This window comes from Celeribacter baekdonensis (assembly GCF_900102315.1).
Lineage (GTDB): Bacteria > Pseudomonadota > Alphaproteobacteria > Rhodobacterales > Rhodobacteraceae > Celeribacter > Celeribacter baekdonensis.
In genome coordinates this window covers 1-20,536 of sequence record NZ_FNBL01000020.1, presented here as the reverse complement: position 1 = coordinate 20,536, position 20,536 = coordinate 1, and the positions used below count along the sequence as shown (strand labels likewise).

General features: G+C 60.6%; 19 protein-coding genes and 1 pseudogene. 14 read left to right on the top strand and 6 right to left on the bottom strand.

All coding sequences use genetic code 11. The features are described 5' to 3' along the window. Positions 1-92: 92 nt before the first annotated feature. Together BLT54_RS20650 and BLT54_RS20645 are read right to left on the bottom strand one after the other, a co-directional pair. A complete protein-coding gene (locus BLT54_RS20650) occupies positions 93-1,442 on the bottom strand; it encodes an ATP-binding protein (RefSeq protein ID WP_074647337.1) in 1,350 nt (449 codons plus the stop codon). Beyond that, positions 1,439-2,098: a response regulator transcription factor gene (locus tag BLT54_RS20645; RefSeq protein ID WP_074647336.1), complete on the bottom strand. Its 660-nt coding sequence runs from the start codon at positions 2,096-2,098 to the stop codon at positions 1,439-1,441. Before BLT54_RS20645 ends, BLT54_RS20650 begins: the two co-directional genes overlap by 4 nt. Positions 2,099-2,241: 143 nt before the next feature. Between BLT54_RS20645 and BLT54_RS20640 the strand changes: the two genes are divergently transcribed. The 14 genes from BLT54_RS20640 to BLT54_RS20575 all read left to right on the top strand — a co-directional run bounded on the left by BLT54_RS20640 (position 2,242) and on the right by BLT54_RS20575 (position 16,727). Next, complete coding sequence (locus tag BLT54_RS20640) at positions 2,242-2,565, top strand: PepSY domain-containing protein (RefSeq protein WP_074647335.1); 324 nt, start codon at positions 2,242-2,244, stop codon at positions 2,563-2,565. 200 nt (positions 2,566-2,765) lie between these two features. After that, the gene (locus tag BLT54_RS22410) at positions 2,766-3,191 is read left to right on the top strand and encodes a hypothetical protein (protein ID WP_074647334.1); all 426 of its coding nucleotides are present in this window, start codon (positions 2,766-2,768) and stop codon (positions 3,189-3,191) included. A 69-nt stretch (positions 3,192-3,260) separates the two neighbouring features. After that, complete coding sequence (locus tag BLT54_RS20630) at positions 3,261-3,731, top strand: DUF2271 domain-containing protein (protein WP_074647333.1); 471 nt, start codon at positions 3,261-3,263, stop codon at positions 3,729-3,731. A 13-nt stretch (positions 3,732-3,744) separates the two neighbouring features. Continuing rightward, the gene (locus BLT54_RS20625) at positions 3,745-5,952 is read left to right on the top strand and encodes a PepSY domain-containing protein (protein ID WP_074647332.1); all 2,208 of its coding nucleotides are present in this window, start codon (positions 3,745-3,747) and stop codon (positions 5,950-5,952) included. Further along, positions 5,933-6,934, top strand: a complete 1,002-nt coding sequence (locus tag BLT54_RS20620) for an FAD:protein FMN transferase (protein WP_074647331.1) — start codon at positions 5,933-5,935, stop codon at positions 6,932-6,934. Before BLT54_RS20625 ends, BLT54_RS20620 begins: the two co-directional genes overlap by 20 nt. Then, a complete protein-coding gene (locus tag BLT54_RS20615; RefSeq protein WP_074647330.1) occupies positions 6,934-8,787 on the top strand; it encodes a heavy metal translocating P-type ATPase in 1,854 nt (617 codons plus the stop codon). The genes BLT54_RS20620 and BLT54_RS20615 overlap by 1 nt, the downstream gene beginning before the upstream one ends. 186 nt (positions 8,788-8,973) lie before the next feature. After that, complete coding sequence (locus tag BLT54_RS20610; RefSeq protein WP_074647329.1) at positions 8,974-9,318, top strand: winged helix-turn-helix domain-containing protein; 345 nt, start codon at positions 8,974-8,976, stop codon at positions 9,316-9,318. 62 nt (positions 9,319-9,380) lie between these two features. Further along, positions 9,381-10,139, top strand: a complete 759-nt coding sequence (modA, locus tag BLT54_RS20605; RefSeq protein ID WP_425429342.1) for a molybdate ABC transporter substrate-binding protein — start codon at positions 9,381-9,383, stop codon at positions 10,137-10,139. A gap of 143 nt (positions 10,140-10,282) precedes the next feature. Continuing rightward, positions 10,283-11,185 (top strand): LysR family transcriptional regulator, encoded by a 903-nt coding sequence (locus BLT54_RS20600; protein WP_074647328.1) that lies wholly within the window; start codon positions 10,283-10,285, stop codon positions 11,183-11,185. A gap of 121 nt (positions 11,186-11,306) precedes the next feature. After that, positions 11,307-12,470, top strand: a complete 1,164-nt coding sequence (locus tag BLT54_RS20595) for an ABC transporter substrate-binding protein (RefSeq protein WP_074647327.1) — start codon at positions 11,307-11,309, stop codon at positions 12,468-12,470. 77 nt (positions 12,471-12,547) lie between these two features. Beyond that, the gene (locus tag BLT54_RS20590) at positions 12,548-13,531 is read left to right on the top strand and encodes an ABC transporter ATP-binding protein (RefSeq protein ID WP_074647326.1); all 984 of its coding nucleotides are present in this window, start codon (positions 12,548-12,550) and stop codon (positions 13,529-13,531) included. Then, on the top strand, positions 13,528-14,484 hold the full coding sequence (locus tag BLT54_RS20585) for an ABC transporter permease (RefSeq protein ID WP_143026911.1): 957 nt from the start codon (positions 13,528-13,530) through the stop codon (positions 14,482-14,484). The genes BLT54_RS20590 and BLT54_RS20585 overlap by 4 nt, the downstream gene beginning before the upstream one ends. Next, complete coding sequence (locus tag BLT54_RS20580) at positions 14,474-15,283, top strand: ABC transporter permease (RefSeq protein ID WP_074647325.1); 810 nt, start codon at positions 14,474-14,476, stop codon at positions 15,281-15,283. The genes BLT54_RS20585 and BLT54_RS20580 overlap by 11 nt, the downstream gene beginning before the upstream one ends. A 19-nt stretch (positions 15,284-15,302) precedes the next feature. Continuing rightward, positions 15,303-16,727: a gamma-aminobutyraldehyde dehydrogenase gene (locus BLT54_RS20575; RefSeq protein ID WP_074647324.1), complete on the top strand. Its 1,425-nt coding sequence runs from the start codon at positions 15,303-15,305 to the stop codon at positions 16,725-16,727. Between the two features lie 144 nt (positions 16,728-16,871). Here the strand turns inward: BLT54_RS20575 and BLT54_RS20570 are convergent, their stop codons facing one another. The 4 genes and pseudogenes from BLT54_RS20570 to BLT54_RS22405 form a co-directional block, all read right to left on the bottom strand. Further along, complete coding sequence (locus tag BLT54_RS20570) at positions 16,872-17,291, bottom strand: acyl-CoA thioesterase (protein WP_074647323.1); 420 nt, start codon at positions 17,289-17,291, stop codon at positions 16,872-16,874. A 69-nt stretch (positions 17,292-17,360) separates the two neighbouring features. Beyond that, positions 17,361-18,536: an acetyl-CoA C-acyltransferase family protein gene (locus tag BLT54_RS20565; protein WP_074647322.1), complete on the bottom strand. Its 1,176-nt coding sequence runs from the start codon at positions 18,534-18,536 to the stop codon at positions 17,361-17,363. A 56-nt stretch (positions 18,537-18,592) separates the two neighbouring features. Then, positions 18,593-20,395, bottom strand: coding sequence for an acyl-CoA dehydrogenase (locus BLT54_RS20560; RefSeq protein ID WP_074647321.1), 1,803 nt, complete (start codon positions 20,393-20,395; stop codon positions 18,593-18,595). Between the two features lie 12 nt (positions 20,396-20,407). Further along, a pseudogene (locus BLT54_RS22405) lies at positions 20,408-20,536 on the bottom strand (electron transfer flavoprotein subunit alpha/FixB family protein); the annotation flags it as partial.

Sequence of the window (20,536 nt, the reverse complement as noted above, 5' to 3'; positions counted from 1 at the left end):
ACAGGCGAGAAAACATCTATGCGGCTCTTCCCATCCACTTGGACTATCATAAACACTCCCAAAGCCAGCGTGGACCCTCTTAGCCCATATAGCTAGCGCAGAGGTGTGACCAAATCCGCCGCGATCAATCGCACACTGGCCTCGAAACCGGACGCCGAGCCCAGCCGCGGCGAGGTCAAGACAAGCGGACTGCCGATCCGTTCGGCAATCGCCGCCACAATGGCGAGGCCAAGCCCGCTGCCATCGGTTTGGGTGCCCGCACGTTCAAAACGGGCGGTCAGGCGGGCCAGCGTTTCGGGCGGCACCACGGGGCCTTCGTTGGACACGCTCAGTTGACCATCGGCTGTCAGCACCACCAAAATCGGCGCGCTTTGTGACCCGTGCCGCAGCGCGTTTTCAACCAGATTGCGGCACAGGATACCAAAAGCGTCCGGGTCCAGATCAGACATCACCGGGCTTTCTGGCAGGGTCAAAACAATGCGATCCGGGGCGGTGGTGCGCGCAATATCCTCAACGATGATCCGTGCCACAACACGCAAATCCGAGGCCTGATCCAACCGCAACCGCCCGCCTTCGGCGCGGGCCAATTGCATCAGCCGCTCGGACAGGCGGGTGAGGCGTTTGAGCGTCGCTTCGATCTCGCCAGCGCGGGCGCGGGCCGCCGGATCATCGGTTTCCGATTGCAACCGCTGCGCCTGCGCAATGGCCCCGGCCAAAGGCGTGCGCAACTCATGCGCGGCATTGGCGGCAAAGCTGCGTTCGGCCTCAAACGCGCCGTTCAAACGGTGCAACAGATCATTGAGCGTGGCGGCGATCGGGGCGACTTCGGCAGGCATATGATCCACCGGAATGGGGGACAAATCCCGCGCATTGCGTGTTTCAAGCCGCGCACGAAAATGGCGCAGCGAAGCAAAACTCGCCCGCACCGCCAAAGCAATCGCCAAAAGCGCCACCGGGATCACCACCAAAAGCGGCAGGCCAAGCCCCATCTGAATTTCGCGCGCAACCTGTGCGCGGTGGTCCAAAGGCTCGGCGATGGTGATGCGGATGCTGCCTTGCAACACATCATCATTATAGAGGCGATGCGTGGCGGTTTGACGAAACCCCGGCCCATCATAGACCGGAAACACCGCCGGATCAGCGGCGTGCGATTGCAACAGGATGCGGCCTTCGCTGTCGCGCACGACATAGGTGAAAAACTCGCTGTGTTCGCGGACCTCCCCGATCCTTTGGGTCGCGCCGGTGTCATCGCGCCCGACAATATCGACGGCGGCCAGTGGCAAAATCCGTTGGGCGGTTTCTTGCAATGCGCTGTCAAACACCTCATCCATTTCCTGGCGCAAAATCACCGCCGTCACCGACGCCGTCGCAATCCACAACAGCGTCAACAACACGCCGAGCGACAGTCCCAGCCGGGCCTGAAGACTGCGCGGCATTCTCATGGTTTTCCCAAACGATAGCCCATGCCACGCTCCGTCTCGATCACCCCCGCCCCGAGTTTCTTGCGCAGGCGGCTGACGTGAACCTCAATGGTGTTGCTTTCGACCTCGGACGAGAAGGCATAGAGCTTTTCTTCGAGCTGCGGTTTTGACAAAAGCTGACCGGGGCGCGCCAGAAACGCCTCCAGCAAGGCCCATTCGCGGGCGGTTAAAGCCACCTGTTTGCCATCGCGATGCACGCTGCGCGCCGCGAGATCAATGTCGAGACCGGCATGGCTGATGATCGGGTTGGGATTGCCCGAATAACGCCGGGCGACTGATCCGATCCGGGCCGAAAGCTCCGCCAAATCGAACGGTTTGACCAGATAATCATCCGCCCCCGCATTCAGCCCCTCGATCCGGTCCGAAATCTGATCCAAGGCGGTCAAGATGATCACCGGGGTGACATCGCCCCGCGCACGCAGGGTTTTGAGAAACCCGATCCCGCGCCCATCAGGCAGCATCAAATCCAACAGAATCAGATCAAACGCCGCGCCATGGATCGCATCCATAGCTGCATCAAGACGGTTGGCCCAATCCACCGAATGGCCATCCGCCGCGATCTGGTCGCGCACCGCGGCGCCCAAAACAGTGTCATCCTCGATCAACAGGAGTCGCATGGCTTTCCCTTTTATCTCTTGATGACCTTCTATCACCTTTCTGGCTGACGCAAAGCTGACGCAGAGATGTGCCCCGCGTCAGGTTCCCGTCAGCTTTGGGATGCACAGTCCTCCCAAGATGGCCGCAAAACGGAGTTTGGCCCATGAAGACACCATTGACAATTCTGAGCTTTCTCCTGGCCTTGCCCGCCGGGATGGCCTTGGCCGAGGACGATTGTTTCGTCCCCATGGCCGATTGGCAACCGCGCGAAGCGGTGGCCCAACTGGCGCAAGAAAACGGCTGGACAGTGCGCCGGATCAAGATCGACGATGGCTGTTATGAGATCATCGGCAGCGATACCGAGGGCCGCCCAATTGAAGTGACGGTACACCCCGCAACGCTTCAAGTGCTTGAATTTGAATATGAAGACGAGGCGGAGGACGACGATCATCACCACGTTGAACGTGACGAACGTCATGATGACTGAAGGCCAGCGCCCTGTTTTCCCACGCCTTGTATCCCATGCCGTGTGTCCCCTCGGCCCCCTTGGCCCCGTCCTGACCGGCGGGGCCTTTTTTGGATCTGATTTTGGCACCTGACAGCAAGCTGAAGCAAAAATCTTTTCCGCGTCAGGAGACGCTCAGCTTGGCACCTCAGAGTGTCACAAAACAACCAAGGACCTGTATCATGAAAAAGACCTTAACCCTTCTTGCCGCCTCAACCGCCCTGTCCGCCACATTCGGCTTGCCCGCATGGAGCGGCCCCTCTGCTCCGCTTTATGGCATACCGCTCGACGCCGTGTCCGCAGGTGCAGACACCTCAAACACACCCTCTCTCATGTTTGTCAGTGATGACGACGATGAGGGGCGCGGTTGGTTGCGTTGGCTTGGGGATGACGACGACGATGATGATGATGACGAGTGCGAGGATGATGACGAGGACGAGGACGAGGACGAGGAGGACCGCCGTAAAAACAAATACGACGACGACGATGATGACGACGATGATGACTGCAGCGGGTCCATCGACACGCCTGCCCCCGCAGGCACCGTTGCCCCACCGCAAAACGGGCTCTTTGGCACCGGCACCCCACCCCAAGTTCAGGTGAATTAAATGACACCGCGCTGCGCCGGGACGACCGCTGCAGCGCGTATAAACTGTGACAAAAAAGGAATACCCAAGATGAAATCTGTTCTCGCAACTCTGGCGCTCACCACGGCGCTGACCCTGCCCGGCCTCGCCATGGCGCGCCCCGTGACCCTCACAACACAGCTCAAAAACTATGGCGGTGATGGGGCCTATCTGGCGGTGTATGTCACCGACCCCCAAGGTGCCTATGCCGGCAGCCTGTGGATGGCGGGTCGAAAGTCGAAATATTACAAACACCTGACCGATTGGTATCGGTTCACCGGCGGCGACACGGCGCAGATCAATGGCATCACCGGCGCAAGTGTGGGCGCTGGGCGGTCACTGAAAATCTCTCTGGATCTGGCGGATGCGCTGTTTGATGCTGGCTATACGCTTCATATCGACGCCGCCGTCGAAGATCGCCGCGACAGCCCGAACGAAATTTCTGTGCCCTTGACCTCTGACGGGGCCGGAACCGCCGTGAAGGGTCGCGGCTACATCGCCAATTTCACCTACGACATGTAAAAGGGACAGAGCCATGATCCGCAAACTCCACCGTTGGCCGGGTCTTTTGGCTCTGGCTCTTGTCACCCTTCTGGCGCTCAGTGGCGCGGCTTTGTCGATCTTTCCAAGCCTTGAATATCTGTCCGCGCCGCAAACCGTAAGCGATCAAAGCGTGGCGGATCTTGCCACGCGCATCCAAAGCGCCCTCCCCGGTGTCGAGCAAATCAAACGCGCGCCTTCGGGGCGGATCACCGCCTATTGGTTCAAAGACGGCACCCCCGGCGCGGACATCATTGATCCGCTCACCGGCCAAGCGGTCGCCTCCGCCGATCCAAACCCGGTGCTGCGCTGGTTGACCAATTTGCACCGCTCGCTGTTTTTGGGCGATGGCGGGCGCATTGCCATGGCAGTTGGGGCTTTGGCGATGCTTGTGCTTGCGATCTCTGGCACGCTTTTGGTGGTGCGGCGCATGGGTGGCTGGCGGCGGTGGTTTGCGCCTCTGCGCGGGCCCCTTGCGGGACGCATTCACGTTGAATTGGCCCGCGTCGCGGTGCTGGGCCTTGCGCTGTCGTCCGTGACCGCGCTGTGGATGACCGCTTCGACCTTTGATCTTTTGCCGGATGGCGAGGTGATCCCCGCCTTCCCCACTGAAACCAGCGGCGAAACGGGTGCGGCCTTTGCCGCGATGGAGCGGCTTGCAAGCACCCCGGTGTCTGATTTGCGCGAATTGAGCTTTCCCTACCCCGATGATGCCAGTGACGTGTTCACCCTGACGACCGATCAGGGCATGGGATTTATCGACCAAGGCACCGGCAAGATGCTGGTCTGGGCCGATCTGAGCCCCATGCAAATCCTGTCTGAGACCATCTATATGCTGCACACCGGTCAAGGTGCCGCGCTGTTGGGGCTGGTGCTTGGGCTGATGGCGCTGGCCATTCCGGCGATGGCGATCACCGGAGTTTTGGTCTGGCTGGCTGGGCGTCGTGGTCGACCGCGTTTGCGCCACAATGCCCCGGCCAGTCGCGCCGAAACGATCCTCCTCATTGGCAGCGAAGGCGGCAGCACATGGGGCTTTGCCGCGACGCTCCACAAAGCCCTGACCGAGGCCGGGCAAACCGTCCATGCCACCGCCCTCTCCGCCTTTGATCCAAGCCGCTATAGCAAAGCCAAACGCATCCTCATTTTGGCCGCAACCTATGGCGATGGCGATGCACCGAGTTCCGCCAAGGGTTTCCTTGATCAGCTCGCCACCGCTGAGGTCTTGCCAAACGTCCCGCTGGCCGTGCTTGGCCTGGGCGATCGCAGCTTTCCGGCCTATTGCGCCTATGCGCAAGCGGTCTCGGAGGCAGCGCGGGCCAAAGGCTGGCCCGAGCTTTTGGCCTTTCACACCGTGGACCGGCAATCGGCACAAGAATTCGCGCGTTGGGGTCACGCGCTTGGCACAACGATGGGACTCCCGCTTGAACTGGCCCACCATCCGGTCCAACCCACGACACAAAGCCTGATCTTGATCAGCCGCCGCGATTATGGCGCCGAGGTCCAGGCCCCGACTGCGATCCTACGCTTTGCCTTGCCCAAGGCTTCGCTGATGCACCGGCTGATGCGGCGCGGATTTGGGCGGTTCCAAGCGGGCGATTTGATCGGCATCCTGCCCAAAGGCTCCGCCGTGCCCCGGCTGTACTCGCTGGCCTCTGGGAACCGTGACGGATTCATCGAAATCGTGGTCAAAAAACATGCCGGCGGGCTGTGCTCCGGCCAACTCATCGACCTGCAACTGGGCGAGACTGTCACCGGATTCTTGCGCCGCAACACGGTGTTTCACCCGGACAAAGACAGCACGCCGCTGATCTTGATTGGTGCGGGCACGGGCATCGGCCCGCTGGCCGGGATCATCCGGGGCAACACGCACAAGCGCCCGGTGCATCTGTTCTTCGGGATGCGCCACCCGGATAGCGATTTTCTTTATGGTTCGGATATGCCGGGGTGGCAAAACGCCGGGCAGATGACGCATCTCACCACCGCCGTGTCGCGCACTGCACATCCGCAATATGTCCAAGATGTTCTGCGCACTGAACGAAGCGAAGTGATCCGATTGATCCGCGACGGTGCCCGTGTGATGGTCTGTGGCGGACGTGACATGGCGCAAGGCGTGTCCGAGGTCTTGGCGGATATACTATCTCCTGCCGGGCTTACCCCGCTCATGCTCAAGTCAGAAGGGCGCTATGTCGAAGATGTCTACTGATCTCACCCGCCACGCGCTCAACGGCCCGACCATGGGCACGCGCTGGTCGGCCCAATTTCACACGGCCCCGGACGTGGACCCGTCCGTGATCCAAGCCGTGATCCAAGCCGCGCTTCAGTCAGCCGTCACCGAAGTCGACACACAAATGTCGACATGGTCCGCCAACAGCGATTTGATGCGCCTCAACGCAGCGCCTCTGGGCGACTGGTGCGATGTGCCCGCCTCGCTGATGACCGTGATCACCCTTGGGCTAGAGATCGGGCGCGCCTCAAAGGGGGCGTTCGACATTGGCATGGGTGATGCGGTGACGGCCTGGGGCTTTGGCCCCGCTGAGGCCGCGCCTGACCGCATCAAAGCCGCGATGAACACCAAACGTGTGCCCGCCTCTGATGCGCTTGACCTGGACGTTGCGGCAGGACGCCTGCGCAAAACCGCGCCCATCGCATTGGACCTCAACGGCATTGCCAAAGGCTATGGCGTGGACCGATTGGCCGAGACCCTGCGCGATTTTGGCATCATGAATGCGCTTGTTGGCATTGACGGCGAAATGCGCGCGATGGGCCTGCGTCCCGATGGGGCGCCATGGTCCATCGCGGTCGAGGCCCCCGACCCGGAAAGCCGCAGCGCCCATTCCGTGCTGACCCTGCAAGACGCGGCTGTGGCCACCTCTGGCGATTACCGCCATTGGGTCGAGGTCCAAGGCCGCCACCTGTCGCACACCATGGACCCGCGCCGGGGTGCGCCCCTGATGAGCTCACCCGCCTCCGTCACCGTTGTGGCCAAAACCTGTGCCGAAGCCGACGCTTGGGCCACCGCATTGATGGTGCTCGGCGCGGAACAGGGCGCGGCCCTTGCCCGTGCGCAAGGCTTGGAGGCCTTGTTCTTGCTCCGCGTGAGCCAAACGGAATATCGCAGCCTTGGCGTCGGCCGCGTGTTTGCCGATGAGGACGCGGCGGCAAATGCCCCAGGGAGAGCCATATAATGGACTTTGCGCGGATTGAGCGGATGAAAACCGGACTTTTGGGGCTGGCGATTGCCGGGCTTGTGATCGGGCTTGGCCTGTTTTTCGCGGGTCTCAAAGACCTCGCGGCCCTCGTCTGGGCCTTCGGCGTTCTTCCGGTATTGATCGCGCTTTTGATCGAAATTCTGCGCAGTCTGCGCGCCGGGGAGGTCGGGCTTGATATTGTCGCCGCGCTGTCGATGTCGGCGGCGCTTGGCTTTGGCGAAACCATGGCGGCGGCGGTTGTTGCCGTGATGTATTCCGGTGGCACCTTTCTTGAAAGCATGGCCGAGGGCCGCGCCCGCCGTGAGATGCATGACCTGTTGTCCCGCGTGCCGCGCACAGCCACCCGACACCAAAATGGTGGGCTGGAAGACGTGCCGCTGGACGACATCCTCCCCGGTGATCTTTTGCTGATCCGTCAAGGCGATGTGGTGCCCGTCGATGGCGTGATTGCCTCCGAGACCGCCTTTGTCGATACCTCTGCGCTCACCGGCGAGTCGCTTCCGGTGCGTTTGGCGCAAGGCGCGGAGGCGATGAGCGGTTCGACCAATGCGGGCGCGCCGTTTGATCTGACCGCAACCCAGCCCGCCAAAAACAGCACCTATGCCGGGATTGTCCGCCTGGTCGAAGAGGCCCAGCGGTCAAAAGCGCCGATGGCGCGGCTGGCGGATCGTTGGTCTTTGGGGTTTTTGATCGTCACCGTGATGATTGCCGGCGCCGCTTGGGGACTGACCGGCGATCCGATCCGCGCGGTGGCGGTTTTGGTCGTGGCAACCCCTTGCCCGCTGATCCTTGCCGTGCCCGTTGCCCTGACCGCAGGCCTGTCGCGTGCGGCGCATTTTGGCGTGTTGATCAAAGGCGCAGGTCCGCTTGAAACCATGGCGCGCAGTCGCACGCTGATCCTGGACAAAACCGGCACACTCACCGATGGGCGGCCACAAATCATCCGCATCGACAGTCAAAACACGCACAGCGACACCGACATCCTGCGCTTCGCCGCAGCACTTGATCAGGCGTCAAAACACCCGGTCGCACAGGCGGTTGTCGCCGCCGCGAAAGCCAAGGGGATGTCCCTGCCCCTGCCCACCAATGTGGTTGAAACACCCGGCGAAGGCGTCAGCGGCAGGGTCGAAGGTCATGCCGTCGTCGTGGGTGGCACGGATTTGATCGCCCAGCATGTGACAGGGCCTGCGCCACACCCCATGCGGTCTGCGGGGTCGGTGCTTGTGGCTTTGGCGATAGATGGGCAAATGGCCGGGCATCTCGTCATGGCCGATCCGCTGCGCGAGGGCACAAAGGCCATGCTGACCGGGCTACGCGCCCAAGGGATTGTGCGGATCGTGTTGGCCACCGGAGACCGTGCAGACGTGGCCGAACGGGTGACCGAGGGGCTTGGTCTTGATGCGCTTCGGGCCGGATTGTCGCCGGATCAAAAGGTGCTTTTGGTTCTGACCGAGCGCAAAAATGGCCCGGTGATGATGGTCGGCGATGGTGTGAATGATGCGCCTGCTCTGGCCGCCGCCGATGTCGGTGTTGCCATGGGCGCGCGGGGGGCCGCCGCCTCGGCGGAGGCCGCCGATGTGGTCTTGCTGGTGGATCGGATCGACCGGCTTGGACCGGGGATCGAGATTGCCCGCGCCGCCCGCCGCATTGCCGTTGAAAGCGTGATTGCCGGGATCGGCTTGTCGGTCTTGGGCATGATCGCGGCGGCCTTTGGATACCTCACGCCAGTGCAAGGCGCGCTGTTGCAAGAGGTGATTGACGTCGCCGTCATCTTGAATGCGCTGCGGGCCTTGCGCATCACGCCCAAGGGCCTCAGTGCCGCCGCGTAGGCGGGGGACTATGTGTCCGTGTGGTCGCAAACCGATACGAACCAAGCCGATTTGGCCATGGTGGCCACGGCAGGGGTTGGGATGATTTTTGGTGTGAGCGCCGGGTAGGTTGGCGTTGCGATTGCCCCGCAGACACGGCACAGTCACGTTATGAATTCAAAGCAAAACCATATCACAGAGGTCAGGATGCGCCTGCGGTTGCATTTCGGGGACAGGTTGATGCTTGGCCCCGGCAAGGCCGATTTGCTTGCGGGCATTCGTGACACCGGGTCGATTTCCGCCGCCGGGCGCGCCATGTCGATGAGCTACAAACGGGCTTGGTCGCTGGTCGAAGACATGAATGCGGCCTTTGGGGCGCCGCTGGTGATTTCGTCGCGGGGTGGGGCACAGGGCGGTGGGGCGCATCTGTCGGAGACGGGAGAGGCGGTTTTGGCCCAGTATCGTGCGCTTGAGCAGCGCGCACTTGCGGCGGGGTCTGAGCAGATCGAAGCGATTGCGGCGCTGTTTGGCGATATGTCCGAAGGGAAATAGCGCTTGCCAGATCAGTGATGGGCTGCGATATGTTTCCACAAACATATTGAACGGAGTTGCTTGTGTCCCTGCCCTTTGCCCGCCTCACCGCCCTCCTCCTCCTCACCTGCGCCCCGCTCGCCGTCCACGCCGAAGAGGTGATCGTCTTTGCCGCCGCCAGCATGACCACTGCGATGGTCGACATCGAACAGGGGTTTGAAACCGACACCGGGCATGACCTCATCGTCTCGCTCGCCGGTTCCTCCGCCCTTGCGCGGCAAATTCAACAGGGTGCGCCTGCGGATGTGTTCATCTCCGCCAATCCCGACTGGATGGATGTTTTGGAAAACGACGGGCTTCTCTCCAAAGGCTCGCGCTTTGATCTTTTGAACAATTCGATTGTCCTCATCGCCCATGGCCAAGACTCCACCCTAGTGGCGATTTCTGATCTGCCAGAGGCGCTTGGCGAGGATCGGCTGGCGATGGCGCTGGTCGATGCGGTTCCGGCGGGGATCTATGGCAAAGCAGCACTTGAGACGCTTGGTCTATGGGATCAACTTTCCCCCTCTGTTGCCCAAACCGACAATGTCCGCGCCGCGCTCTCGCTTGTGGCCTTGGGAGAAACGCCGTTTGGGATCGTCTACGCCACGGATGCGGCGGCCGAAGATGACGTACACATTGTGGCAACGTTTCCGTCCGAAACCCACCCGCCGATTGTCTATCCCGCCGCCGCGATTGCCGAGCACGACGATGAAGCGACACAGGCGTTTTTGGATTACCTGCACGGTGCCCCGGCCCGCGCCGCGTTCGAACGTCAGGGCTTTGTCGTGGTGCCGCAGTAACCCGCGCCCCCCCCCTATCGCCCCCTGCGTCACATCCCAGCGCCACCTCATCGCTTGACAAGCCGAGCCGCCTGCAACCTACCTGTGACACGGGCGGCGACAGGCGCGTTCTGTCCCACAACGGACCGGCGGAAGGGAAACACATGGCGTTCACACTCAAGCAATTGCGCTATTTCATCGCCGTGGCGGAGGTCGGCACCGTGTCCGGCGCGGCACAGGCCCTGGCGATCTCGCAATCGGCGGTGACAGAGGCCATTCGCGAGCTGGAGACCGACCTTGGCGTGTCCCTGTTTGACCGCCATCCGCGCGGCCTCGACATCACCCACAAAGGCCATCAATTCCTGCGCCATGCGACCGGTATTTTGGCCGGTGTCTCGGATGCCCGCCTTGCCCTGACGCAAGAGGCCGAAACCCTGTCCGGCACTTTGCATGTTGGCGTGACCTCCTTGGTCGCGGGCTATGTGTTGTCCGATATTCTGGCCCGGTTTCGCCGCGCCAATCCCAAGGTCGAAGTGACCGCGGTCGAGGACAGCGGCGATTATCTTGAGCATCTATTGATCGGCGGAGAGTTGGATGTGGCGGTAATGGTGACCACCAATCTGCGCGACCGCATGGCGCTTCAGACAGAAATCATCGACACATCCCCCTATCAGCTTTGGCTGCCCAACGGGCATGAGTTGAGCACCCGGCCCTCGGTGTCGATCGAGGATCTGACCGATGAGCCGATGATCATGCTGCGGATTGATGAGATCGAAGAGGCCACGCGCAAATTGCTCTCGGCCTTTGGCGCCCGCCCGCGTGTCGCGTTTCGCACCCGCTCTGTGGAGGCGGTGCGCTCTTTGGTGGCGACGGGTGCGGGAATCGCGCTTTTGCCGGAGATGGTGTATCGTCGCTGGTCGCTTGAAGGTGACCGGATTGTGTCGCGCGATGTATCGGGAAGCCTCCCCGTTGTGCAGGTTGGAACCGTCTGGCGCAAAGGCTCGCCGCTGTCCCGTCCGACGCGTGAATTTGTTTTGGCGGCACAAACCCATAAAAACACGAAGTAATTCATGGGTATCAATTTTTCCGATACCCAAAACCTGAGAATTGAATTTGTGAAATCGGACCCGTTCTCCCACCCTGTCGCCCAAGGGGGCTTTGACTCCCGCAGCAACAGGGAAACCGAAGATGAAAAAGATTTTCAAAGGGTGTGCCTCCGGTCTTGCACTCGTCGCCGCCACCGCCGTGCCGCTTTCTGCCGCCGATATGATGACCGAACTTGGCGCGGGCGAAGGCACCGTCTCCATCGTCGCATGGCCGGGCTATATCGAGCGCGGTGAAACCGATGCGGCCTTTGATTGGGTGACCAAATTCGAAGCGGCCACAAGCTGTAAGGTCGAGATCAAAACCGCCAACACCTCGGATGAAATGGTCGCGCTGATGAACGAAGGCGGCTTTGATTTGGTGACCGCATCGGGCGATGCCTCGCTGCGTCTGATCGCGGGCGGCCGGGTCCAGCCGATCAATATTGACCTGATCCCAAGCTGGTCGCGCGTCGACGACCGTCTGAAAGACGCGCCGTGGCACACGGTCAAAGGCACCCATTATGGCACGCCATTCATGTGGGGTCCGAACGTGTTGATGTACAACACCGAGGTTTTCCCAGAGGCTCCGACCAGTTGGAATGTGGTGTTCGAAGAAATGACCCTGCCCGATGGCGAAAGCAACACAGGCCGGGTGCAGGCCTATGATGGCCCGATCTATATTGCCGACGCGGCGATGTATTTGATGACGCATCAGCCGGAGCTTGGCATCGAAAGCCCCTATGAGTTGAATGAGGATCAATACGCCGCCGCGCTGAACGTGTTGCGCACCCAGCGCACCTTGGTATCGCGTTACTGGCATGATGCATTCATCCAGATCGACGATTTCAAAAACGAAGGCATGGTGGCATCCTCGTCTTGGCCGTTCATGGTCAATCTGTTGAAAGCCGACGGAGTGCCGGTCGCCTCCACCATCCCGTCTGAGGGCGCGAGCGGTTGGGCCGACACGTTGATGTTGCACGCGGACTCCGAGCACCCGAATTGCGCCTATCAGTTCATGGAGCATTCGCTGAACTCCAACCTGCAATCGGATCTCTCCGTCTGGTTTGGCGCGGTGCCGTCTGTGCCGGAGGCCTGTACCGATGGCTCTGGCATGCAGACCGCCGAAGGCTGTTCCGAGAACGGTTTGGACGATTTTGACCGGATCAAATTCTGGCAAACTCCGGTTTCAAGCTGCGAAAGCCAAGGCACCTGTGTGCCGTATTACCGCTGGGTCTCTGACTACATCGGTGTGATTGGCGGCCGCTGATCCTTCCCCCCCCACGGGCTGGCCTTTTCGGGCCGGCCCGACCTTTCTCCCTGAAGACTGACCCTGAAAGACGGACAATGACTGATGCAGTGACCTTCCGAGGCGTATCGCGCCATTTCGGAACCGTGAAAGCCGTAGATGAGGTCGATCTGGCCATTCGCGATGGTGAATTCTTTGCCATGCTTGGCCCATCCGGCTCTGGCAAAACCACCTGTCTGCGCCTGATTGCGGGGTTCGAACAACCAACCGCCGGGCGGATCGAGATTTTTGGCGAGCGCGCCGAGGGGGTGCCGCCGTATTTGCGCAATGTGAACACGGTGTTCCAAAACTACGCCCTGTTCCCGCATATGAATGTGCTCGACAACGTGGCCTTTGGCCTGCGCGTCAAAGGCGTGGGACGCGCCGAACGTCACCGTGCCGCCGAAGAGTCGCTTGAGCTGGTTGAACTCGCGGGCTACGGCGCGCGTCGGGCGGGCGAATTGTCGGGCGGGCAACGTCAACGCGTGGCCTTGGCACGGGCGTTGATCAACAAACCTCGGGTTGTGCTGTTGGACGAACCTCTGGGTGCGCTTGATCTCAAGCTGCGCGAACAGATGCAAGAAGAGCTGCGCAAATTGCAACGCGCGCTGGGTCTGACCTTTGTGTTCGTGACCCATGATCAGGACGAAGCCCTTTCAATGGCAGACCGCGTGGCGGTGTTTGCGGGCGGCAAAATCCAACAGATCGGCAGTTCCGAAGATATTTATCGCCGCCCCGCATCAAAGTTCGTCGCGGATTTCGTTGGCTCCTCCAATGTGGTGCCCGCCGATCTGGCCGGGGTTGGGGCCGCTGGCCAATGGGCCTCTTTACGTCCCGAAGACATCATCCTGGATGCATCAGGGCGCGAGGCCACGGTGACGGGCAAGTTTTTCCACGGGCGCGTGACCAAACTGTCGCTCAATGTCAACGGTCAAAGCCTGACCGCGCTCATCCCGGCGCATGAAACCACCCCCGAGATTGGCGAGACCACCCATGTGTCATGGGAGCCATCGCGCGCGCATCTCATGGAGCATGAGGCATGAGCGGGTTTGACACCACGCAACCGGCGATTTTCACGCCCAGAAGCGGACCACTGTCGCGCACGGTCGATTGGGTGATCCGTCACCCGCGCATGTTCGTGTTCCTGATGGTGCTGCCGATCACGCTTTGGCTTGGCATCGTCTATATCGGGGCTCTGATCGCGCTCTTGATCCAAAGTTTTTTCTCCATCGACGAATTCTCCGGCATCGTCGTGCGCGAGTTTACGTTCAAGACCTACGGCGAATTGCTACGACCCTATAACCTCGACATCATCTTACGCACGGTCTCCATGGCCGCTGCGGTCACCATCGCCGCCGCCGTACTGGCCTTTCCCATCGCCTATTTCGCGGCACGCTATGCCAAGGGCAAATGGAAGGCGCTGTTTTACATCGGGGTGATGTTGCCGCTTTGGTCGAGCTATCTGGTCAAGGTCTATGCGTGGAAATTGGTGTTGGCGAAAGAGGGCATTCTGACGTGGCTCTTTGCCAAGCTGCATCTGACATGGCTGTTGGACGGCCTGCTCAGCCTGCCCGTCATCGGCGGCAATTCCCTCTCGGTCAGCTATACCGGCACCTTCCTCGTGTTCCTCTATATTTGGCTGCCCTACATGATCATCCCGGTTCAGGCGTCACTTGAACGCGTGCCGGGGGCGTTGTTGGAAGCGGCCTCTGATCTTGGCGCCACACCGCGCCAAAGTTTCCGCATGGTGTTGTTTCCGCTGGCTCTGCCGGGGATCATTGCCGGGTCGATCTTTACCTTTTCGCTGACCTTGGGCGATTACATCGTGCCGCAGATCGTCGGCAACTCAAGGCTCTTTATCGGTCAAGCCGTTTACACCCAACAAGGCACCGCCGGGAACATCCCGCTGGCCGCCGCGTTCACCGTCGTTCCGATCGTCATCATGGGGATCTACCTCTGGGGCGCACGCAAAATGGGGGCTTTCGATGCACTCTAACACCCGCGCCCCATTGGGCCTGAAATTTGCGGCCATCGGCGGGCTGATCTTTCTCTTGGCCCCGATTGCGCTGATCTTTGTCTATGCCTTCACCACCGAGGAAAAGAGCTTTCAATGGCCGCCGCCCGGCCTGACCACGAAATGGATTGGCGTCACCTTAGGGCGTGCGGATGTCTGGGAGGCTTTGGCTTTGTCGCTCAAAGTCGCGGCGATTTCCACCACGCTGGCCTTGATCCTGGGCACGCTCACCGCCGCTGCCGTGGCGCGGTCTCGCTTTTTTGGCCGTGAAACGATTTCACTTTTGGTGATCCTGCCCATCGCTTTGCCGGGCATCATCACCGGGATTTCATTACGCTCGGCCTTCTCGCTTTTGGACATTCCGTTTTCGACATGGACCATCGTTTTGGGTCACGCCACCTTCTGTATCGTGATCGTCTACAACAATGCGGTGGCGCGGTTTCGCCGGACCTCTGGCGCACTGGTTGATGCGGCGATGGATCTGGGTGCGGATGGGGTTCAGACCTTTGTGCTCGTCATCCTGCCCAATATCGCCACCGCTTTGCTTGCGGGTGGGATGTTGGCCTTTGCGCTCAGTTTCGATGAGGTGATCGTCACCACATTCACCGCAGGCAACCAAACCACCCTGCCGATCTGGATGCTCGAAGAACTTGTCCGCCCCCGTCAACGCCCGGTGACCAATGTGGTTGCCATGGCGGTGGTGATCGTCACCGTGCTGCCGATTTTGGCCGCCTATTACCTCACACGCGACGGCGAACATACCGCCGGTTCCGATAAATAACGAAAACAGGGAGACTCTCATGGACACCCAAATGCTGATCGGCGCCACGCTCGTCCGCGGCACCGAAACCGAAGAAAGCATCTTTAATCCACGCACAGGTGAGATCATCACCACCCTGCCCGAGGCCTCTTTGACCCAAGTCGAAGCGGCAGTGACGGCGGCGGAGAAAGCCTTTGCACAGTGGTCGCGCACAACGCCCGCCGCGCGCTCGGGATATTTGTTGAAACTCGCGGATCGGATCGAGGCGCAGGCCGAAACCCTCGCCGGGCTCGAAGCGCTCAACTGTGGCAAGCCGGGGCCTTTGGCGCTCAATGACGAATTGCCCGCCATTGTCGATTGCTTCCGCTTTTTCGCCGGTGCCGTGCGCTGCATGACCGGGCCGGTTGCGGGCGAATATCTTGAAGGCCACACCTCAATGATCCGCCGCGATCCCATCGGCGTCGTCGCCTCCATCGCGCCGTGGAACTATCCTTTGATGATGATGGCGTGGAAAATCGCCCCGGCGATTGCGGCGGGCAACACGGTGGTGTTCAAGCCCTCCGAACAAACGCCGCTCACCGCACTGGCGATGGCCAAGATCTTTGCCGATGTCCTGCCCGAAGGTGTGGTGAACATCATCCTTGGGCGTGGTGAAACCGTCGGCTCCGCCTTGATCAACCATCCGAAAGTGGCGATGATTTCGCTCACTGGCGACATCGCCACCGGGCGCAAAATTCTGGATGCGGCCAATAAAACAATCAAACGCACCCATCTCGAACTCGGCGGCAAAGCCCCGGTCATCGTGATGGGGGACGCCGATATTGACGCCACGGTCGAGGGTCTGCGCGCCTTTGGGTTCTACAACTCGGGTCAGGATTGCACCGCCGCCTGCCGCATCTATGCACAGGCCTCGGTCTATGATGATTTCGTCGGCAAACTCACCGATGCCATTTCGCAGATCGAATATGCCAACCCGGATGACAGCCTCAATGAAATGGGTCCGCTCATCTCATTGCGCCAACGGGATCGGGTCGCCAGTTTCGTGGCCCGTGCGCGCGAGGCCAATCACATCGAGATCACCACAGGCGGCGACATCCCCGATGGCGACGGCTTCTTTTACAAACCGACCGTCGTCGCGGGCGCGTTGCAAACGGACGAAATTGTCCGGCGCGAAGTGTTCGGACCTGTCGTCTCCGTCACCCGCTTTGCGGATGCGGAGGAGGCGATCACATGGGCCAATGACAGCGACTACGGTCTGGCGTCCTCAGTTTGGACCAAAGACGTCTCCACCGGCATGCAGATCGCGTCCCGTCTGCAATATGGCTGCACTTGGGTGAACACTCATTTCATGCTGACCAACGAGATGCCCCATGGCGGGATGAAACAATCCGGCTATGGCAAGGACATGTCGTCCTATGCGCTCGAAGATTATTCCGTCGTGCGTCATGTGATGGTCGCGCACTGATCCCCACGCGATTGCGCCTCAGACATATAAAGCCGACCGCACTGCTGCGGTCGGCTTTTGTTGACGCGCGGATGCTCAAAGCCAAACATCGGGCAGCCCCACCACATCACCGGATTATCGTCTAAAAACAGCCCTGCCTGACATTTAACCGACCCAAGGGGCAATCGCCTCGGCGAGCCAATCGGGCGGGGCCTGTTTTTCCAGCGTGTCCATCGAGGTGAACACACAGGTATAGCTGCCCTCAAAACAGATCGCATCGTTTTGCCTGCCGACCACGGAAAAGACGATCGAGGTGCGTCCAAGCCGGGTCGGCGCAACGTGACAGATCAGCTTGTCACGTGGCGTTGCCGGTTTGCGGAAATCCACAGTCACATTCACAAAGGGCGTCGCAAGTTTGTGGTCCGTACAAAATTCGAACCACCCGCCCCCGACCACCTGTTTGTAAAATTCGTCAATCGCCTCAACCCCATAGTTGAGCAGACGCCCGGTGTAGACGATGCCGACAATATCGCAGTCGCCAAAAGCGATACGTTGTTCGACTGCGATGGGCTCTGCTTTGGTCATCTCAAAAGGCCTTTCGAAGGGATCGTTTAAACGCGGGGCCGGAGTTTGATCCCCGGCCCCGCGCGTGTTTTACAGCCGCTCAATGGCAAGCGCGATGCCCTGCCCGCCACCAATGCACATCGTCGCCAAACCATAGCGGCCGCCAATGCGCTCAAGCTCGTACATCAGTTTCAGCGTGATGATCGCGCCTGTGGCCCCAATCGGGTGACCAAGCGCGATGGCACCGCCATTCGGGTTCACCCGTGCGGGATCAAATCCCAGCTCCGTGCTGACCGCGATCGCCTGAGACGCAAAGGCCTCGTTTGATTCAATCACATCAAAAGCCCCCGCCGAGAGGCCGGTTTTCTGCATCAAATTGCGCACGGCGGGCACCGGACCTATGCCCATCACCTCAGGGCGCACACCGGCGTGGCCATAGCCAACGATGCGGAATGTCGGGGTCAGGCCCGCCGCTTCGGCGGCACCGCGCCGCGCCAGAACAATCGCCCCGGCCCCATCATTAAGCCCCGATGCATTGCCCGCCGTCACCGTGCCGTCTTTTTGGAACGCGGTGCGCAGGCTGGCCAGTGCCTCGATGGAGCTTGGTTTGGGGTGCTCATCGGTGTCAAACAGGGTGACGCCCTTGCGGGTCTTGATCTCGACCGGGGTGATTTGGCTGGCAAACCGGCCCTCGGCAATCGCCTGAGCGGCGCGGTTTTGACTTTCAAGCGCAAAGGCATCCTGCGCCTCGCGGGTGATGCCGTGTTCCGCCGCAACATTTTCGGCGGTCACGCCCATATGTCCGGTGCCAAACGGGCAAGTCAGCGCGCCGAGCATCATGTCGGTCGCACCTGTGTCCCCCATCTTTTGCCCCCAGCGGATCGCGGGAACGATATAGGGCGCGCGGCTCATGCATTCCGCGCCACCGGCAAGGCCAAACTCGGCATCGCCAAGCATCAAGGATTGCACCACGGACACGATGGCCTGAATGCCAGAGCCACACAGTCGGTTCACGTTCATCGCCGGGGTCTCAACCGCCATCCCGGCCTCGATCGCGGCGGCGCGGCTGAGGTACATGTCCCGCGGTTCGGTGTTCAACACATGGCCAAAGGCCACGGTGCCGATCTGGTCCGGCGTGGTGCCTGAACGCTCCAAAGCGGCCTTGGTCACATGCGCCGCAAGCGAAATCGGCGGCATCCCAGCCAATGCGCCACCAAAGGTGCCAATCGCGGTCCGGGCCCCGCCCAGAATTACAATATCCGTCATCTCTTATCCTTTTGTGAAAGGCCCCGCGCCATCGCTGCGGCGGGGCCGAAATCCGATCAGCTTGCCTGGGCCAACATGTCAGGCTCAAGCCCGATCACACTGTACGATCCATTGCGCATGGTGGTTAGACGCGCCTGTGCCATCGGGAAAATATGATGGATGAAACATTCGGCCAAGGATATCCGATAGCGCCAGAACGCAGCGTCACCATCCCCCAGGGCAAGATGGCGCGACGCCGCCGCCGCACTGTCGATCAGGCACCACGCCGAAAGGCTCATGCCAAACACATCCATCACACTTTGCGCGGCAGCCAGCGGCAAGGCAGCATCCGTGACCTGAGCCGCAAGCAACCATTCACAGGATTTTTCGATCAGATCAGCGGCCTCATGGGCACTGCGGCGCATGAGATTGACGTCAAGCGCCCCCACCACCTCACCCGACAAAGCATTCGCACTGGCCCGGATGTCCGACACGATTTCACGCACCGCAAGCCCTTGATCCCGCAAAATTTTACGCCCAACAAGATCCATCGCCTGAATGCCGGTCGTGCCTTCGTAGATCGTGGTGATTTTGGCATCGCGATAAAACTGCGCAACGCCGGTTTCCTCGACATAGCCCATGCCGCCATGCACCTGCACGGCCTGCGAGGCCACGCTGACAGCCATTTCGGTCGACCATGCTTTGACCACCGGGATAAGCAAATCCACCCGGCGTTGGTGGCGGGCGCGGATGTCCGCGTCAGGCGCGTGTTCGGCCATGTCGATGGACAAAGCGGCGCGTAAGGCAAGGATACGCGCGCCTTCTGTCTGCGCTTTCATCACGCCCAGCATGCGTTTGACATCGGGGTGCTGGATGATCGGCGCGGGCGCAGTGCCATGGGCAACCGCGCCCTGTTTGCGCTCGGAGGCATACATGGCGGCGGTTTGAAACGCATGTTCGGCCACACCGATGCCCTGAAGCCCGACGTTCAGCCGCGCGTTGTTCATCATCGCGAACATATACTGCAGGCCACGGTTCGGCTCACCGACCAAATAGCCGATAGCGCCCTCATTGTCGCCATAGGCCATGGTGCAGGTCGGGCTGGCATGGATGCCGAGTTTGTGCTCAATCGACACGCAGCGCAGATCATTGGCGACCCCCGGCTGACCCTCGGCATCCGGCAAGAATTTTGGCACCACGAACAGGGAAATGCCTTTGGTGCCTTCGGGCGCATCGGGCAAACGCGCCAAGACGAGATGGACAATGTTGTCGACCATATCGTGTTCGCCATAGGTGATGAAAATCTTCTGGCCGCTGATCAGATAATGATCACCCTTTGGCACCGCTTTGGAACGCACCTGCGACAGGTCCGACCCGGCCTGAGGTTCGGTCAGGTTCATCGTACCCGCCCATTCGCCCGAAACCATCTTTTCAAGATAGACCGCCTGAAGCGCCGGATTGGCATAGGCGGCCAGTGCTTCGATGGCGCCTTGGGTCAGCAAGGGGCAGAGCTGAAACGAGATATTCGCCCCATTGAACAGCTCTTGGATGCAGGTGTTGACCAACACCGGAAGCCCCATACCGCCAAATTCGGGGTCTGCGGCGGGGCTGTTCCAACCCGCCTCAACCAAGCTGGCGTAGGCCTCCTTCCAGCCGCGTGGCATGGTGACCTTGCCGTCTTTGAAGCCAAGACCTTCGACATCGCCCTGATGGTTCAAAGGCGCCAGAACGTCATTGGCGAATTTTCCGGCCTCAAGCAGAATGGCCTCGATGGTTTCAGGCGTGAAATCCTCAAACCCGTCCAGCGCGGAGAGCCCGGACAGGTTGCACAGATCTTCAAGGATAAAGTTAATTTCGCGCAAAGGGGCGTGATAGGTCATGGCACAATCCTTTTAGAGCTTTTCAGTCAATTCGGGCACGGCGTCAAAGAGATCCGCGACGAGGCCGAAGTCGGCGACTTGGAAGATCGGGGCTTCTTCGTCCTTGTTGATGGCGACGATGACTTTGGAGTCTTTCATGCC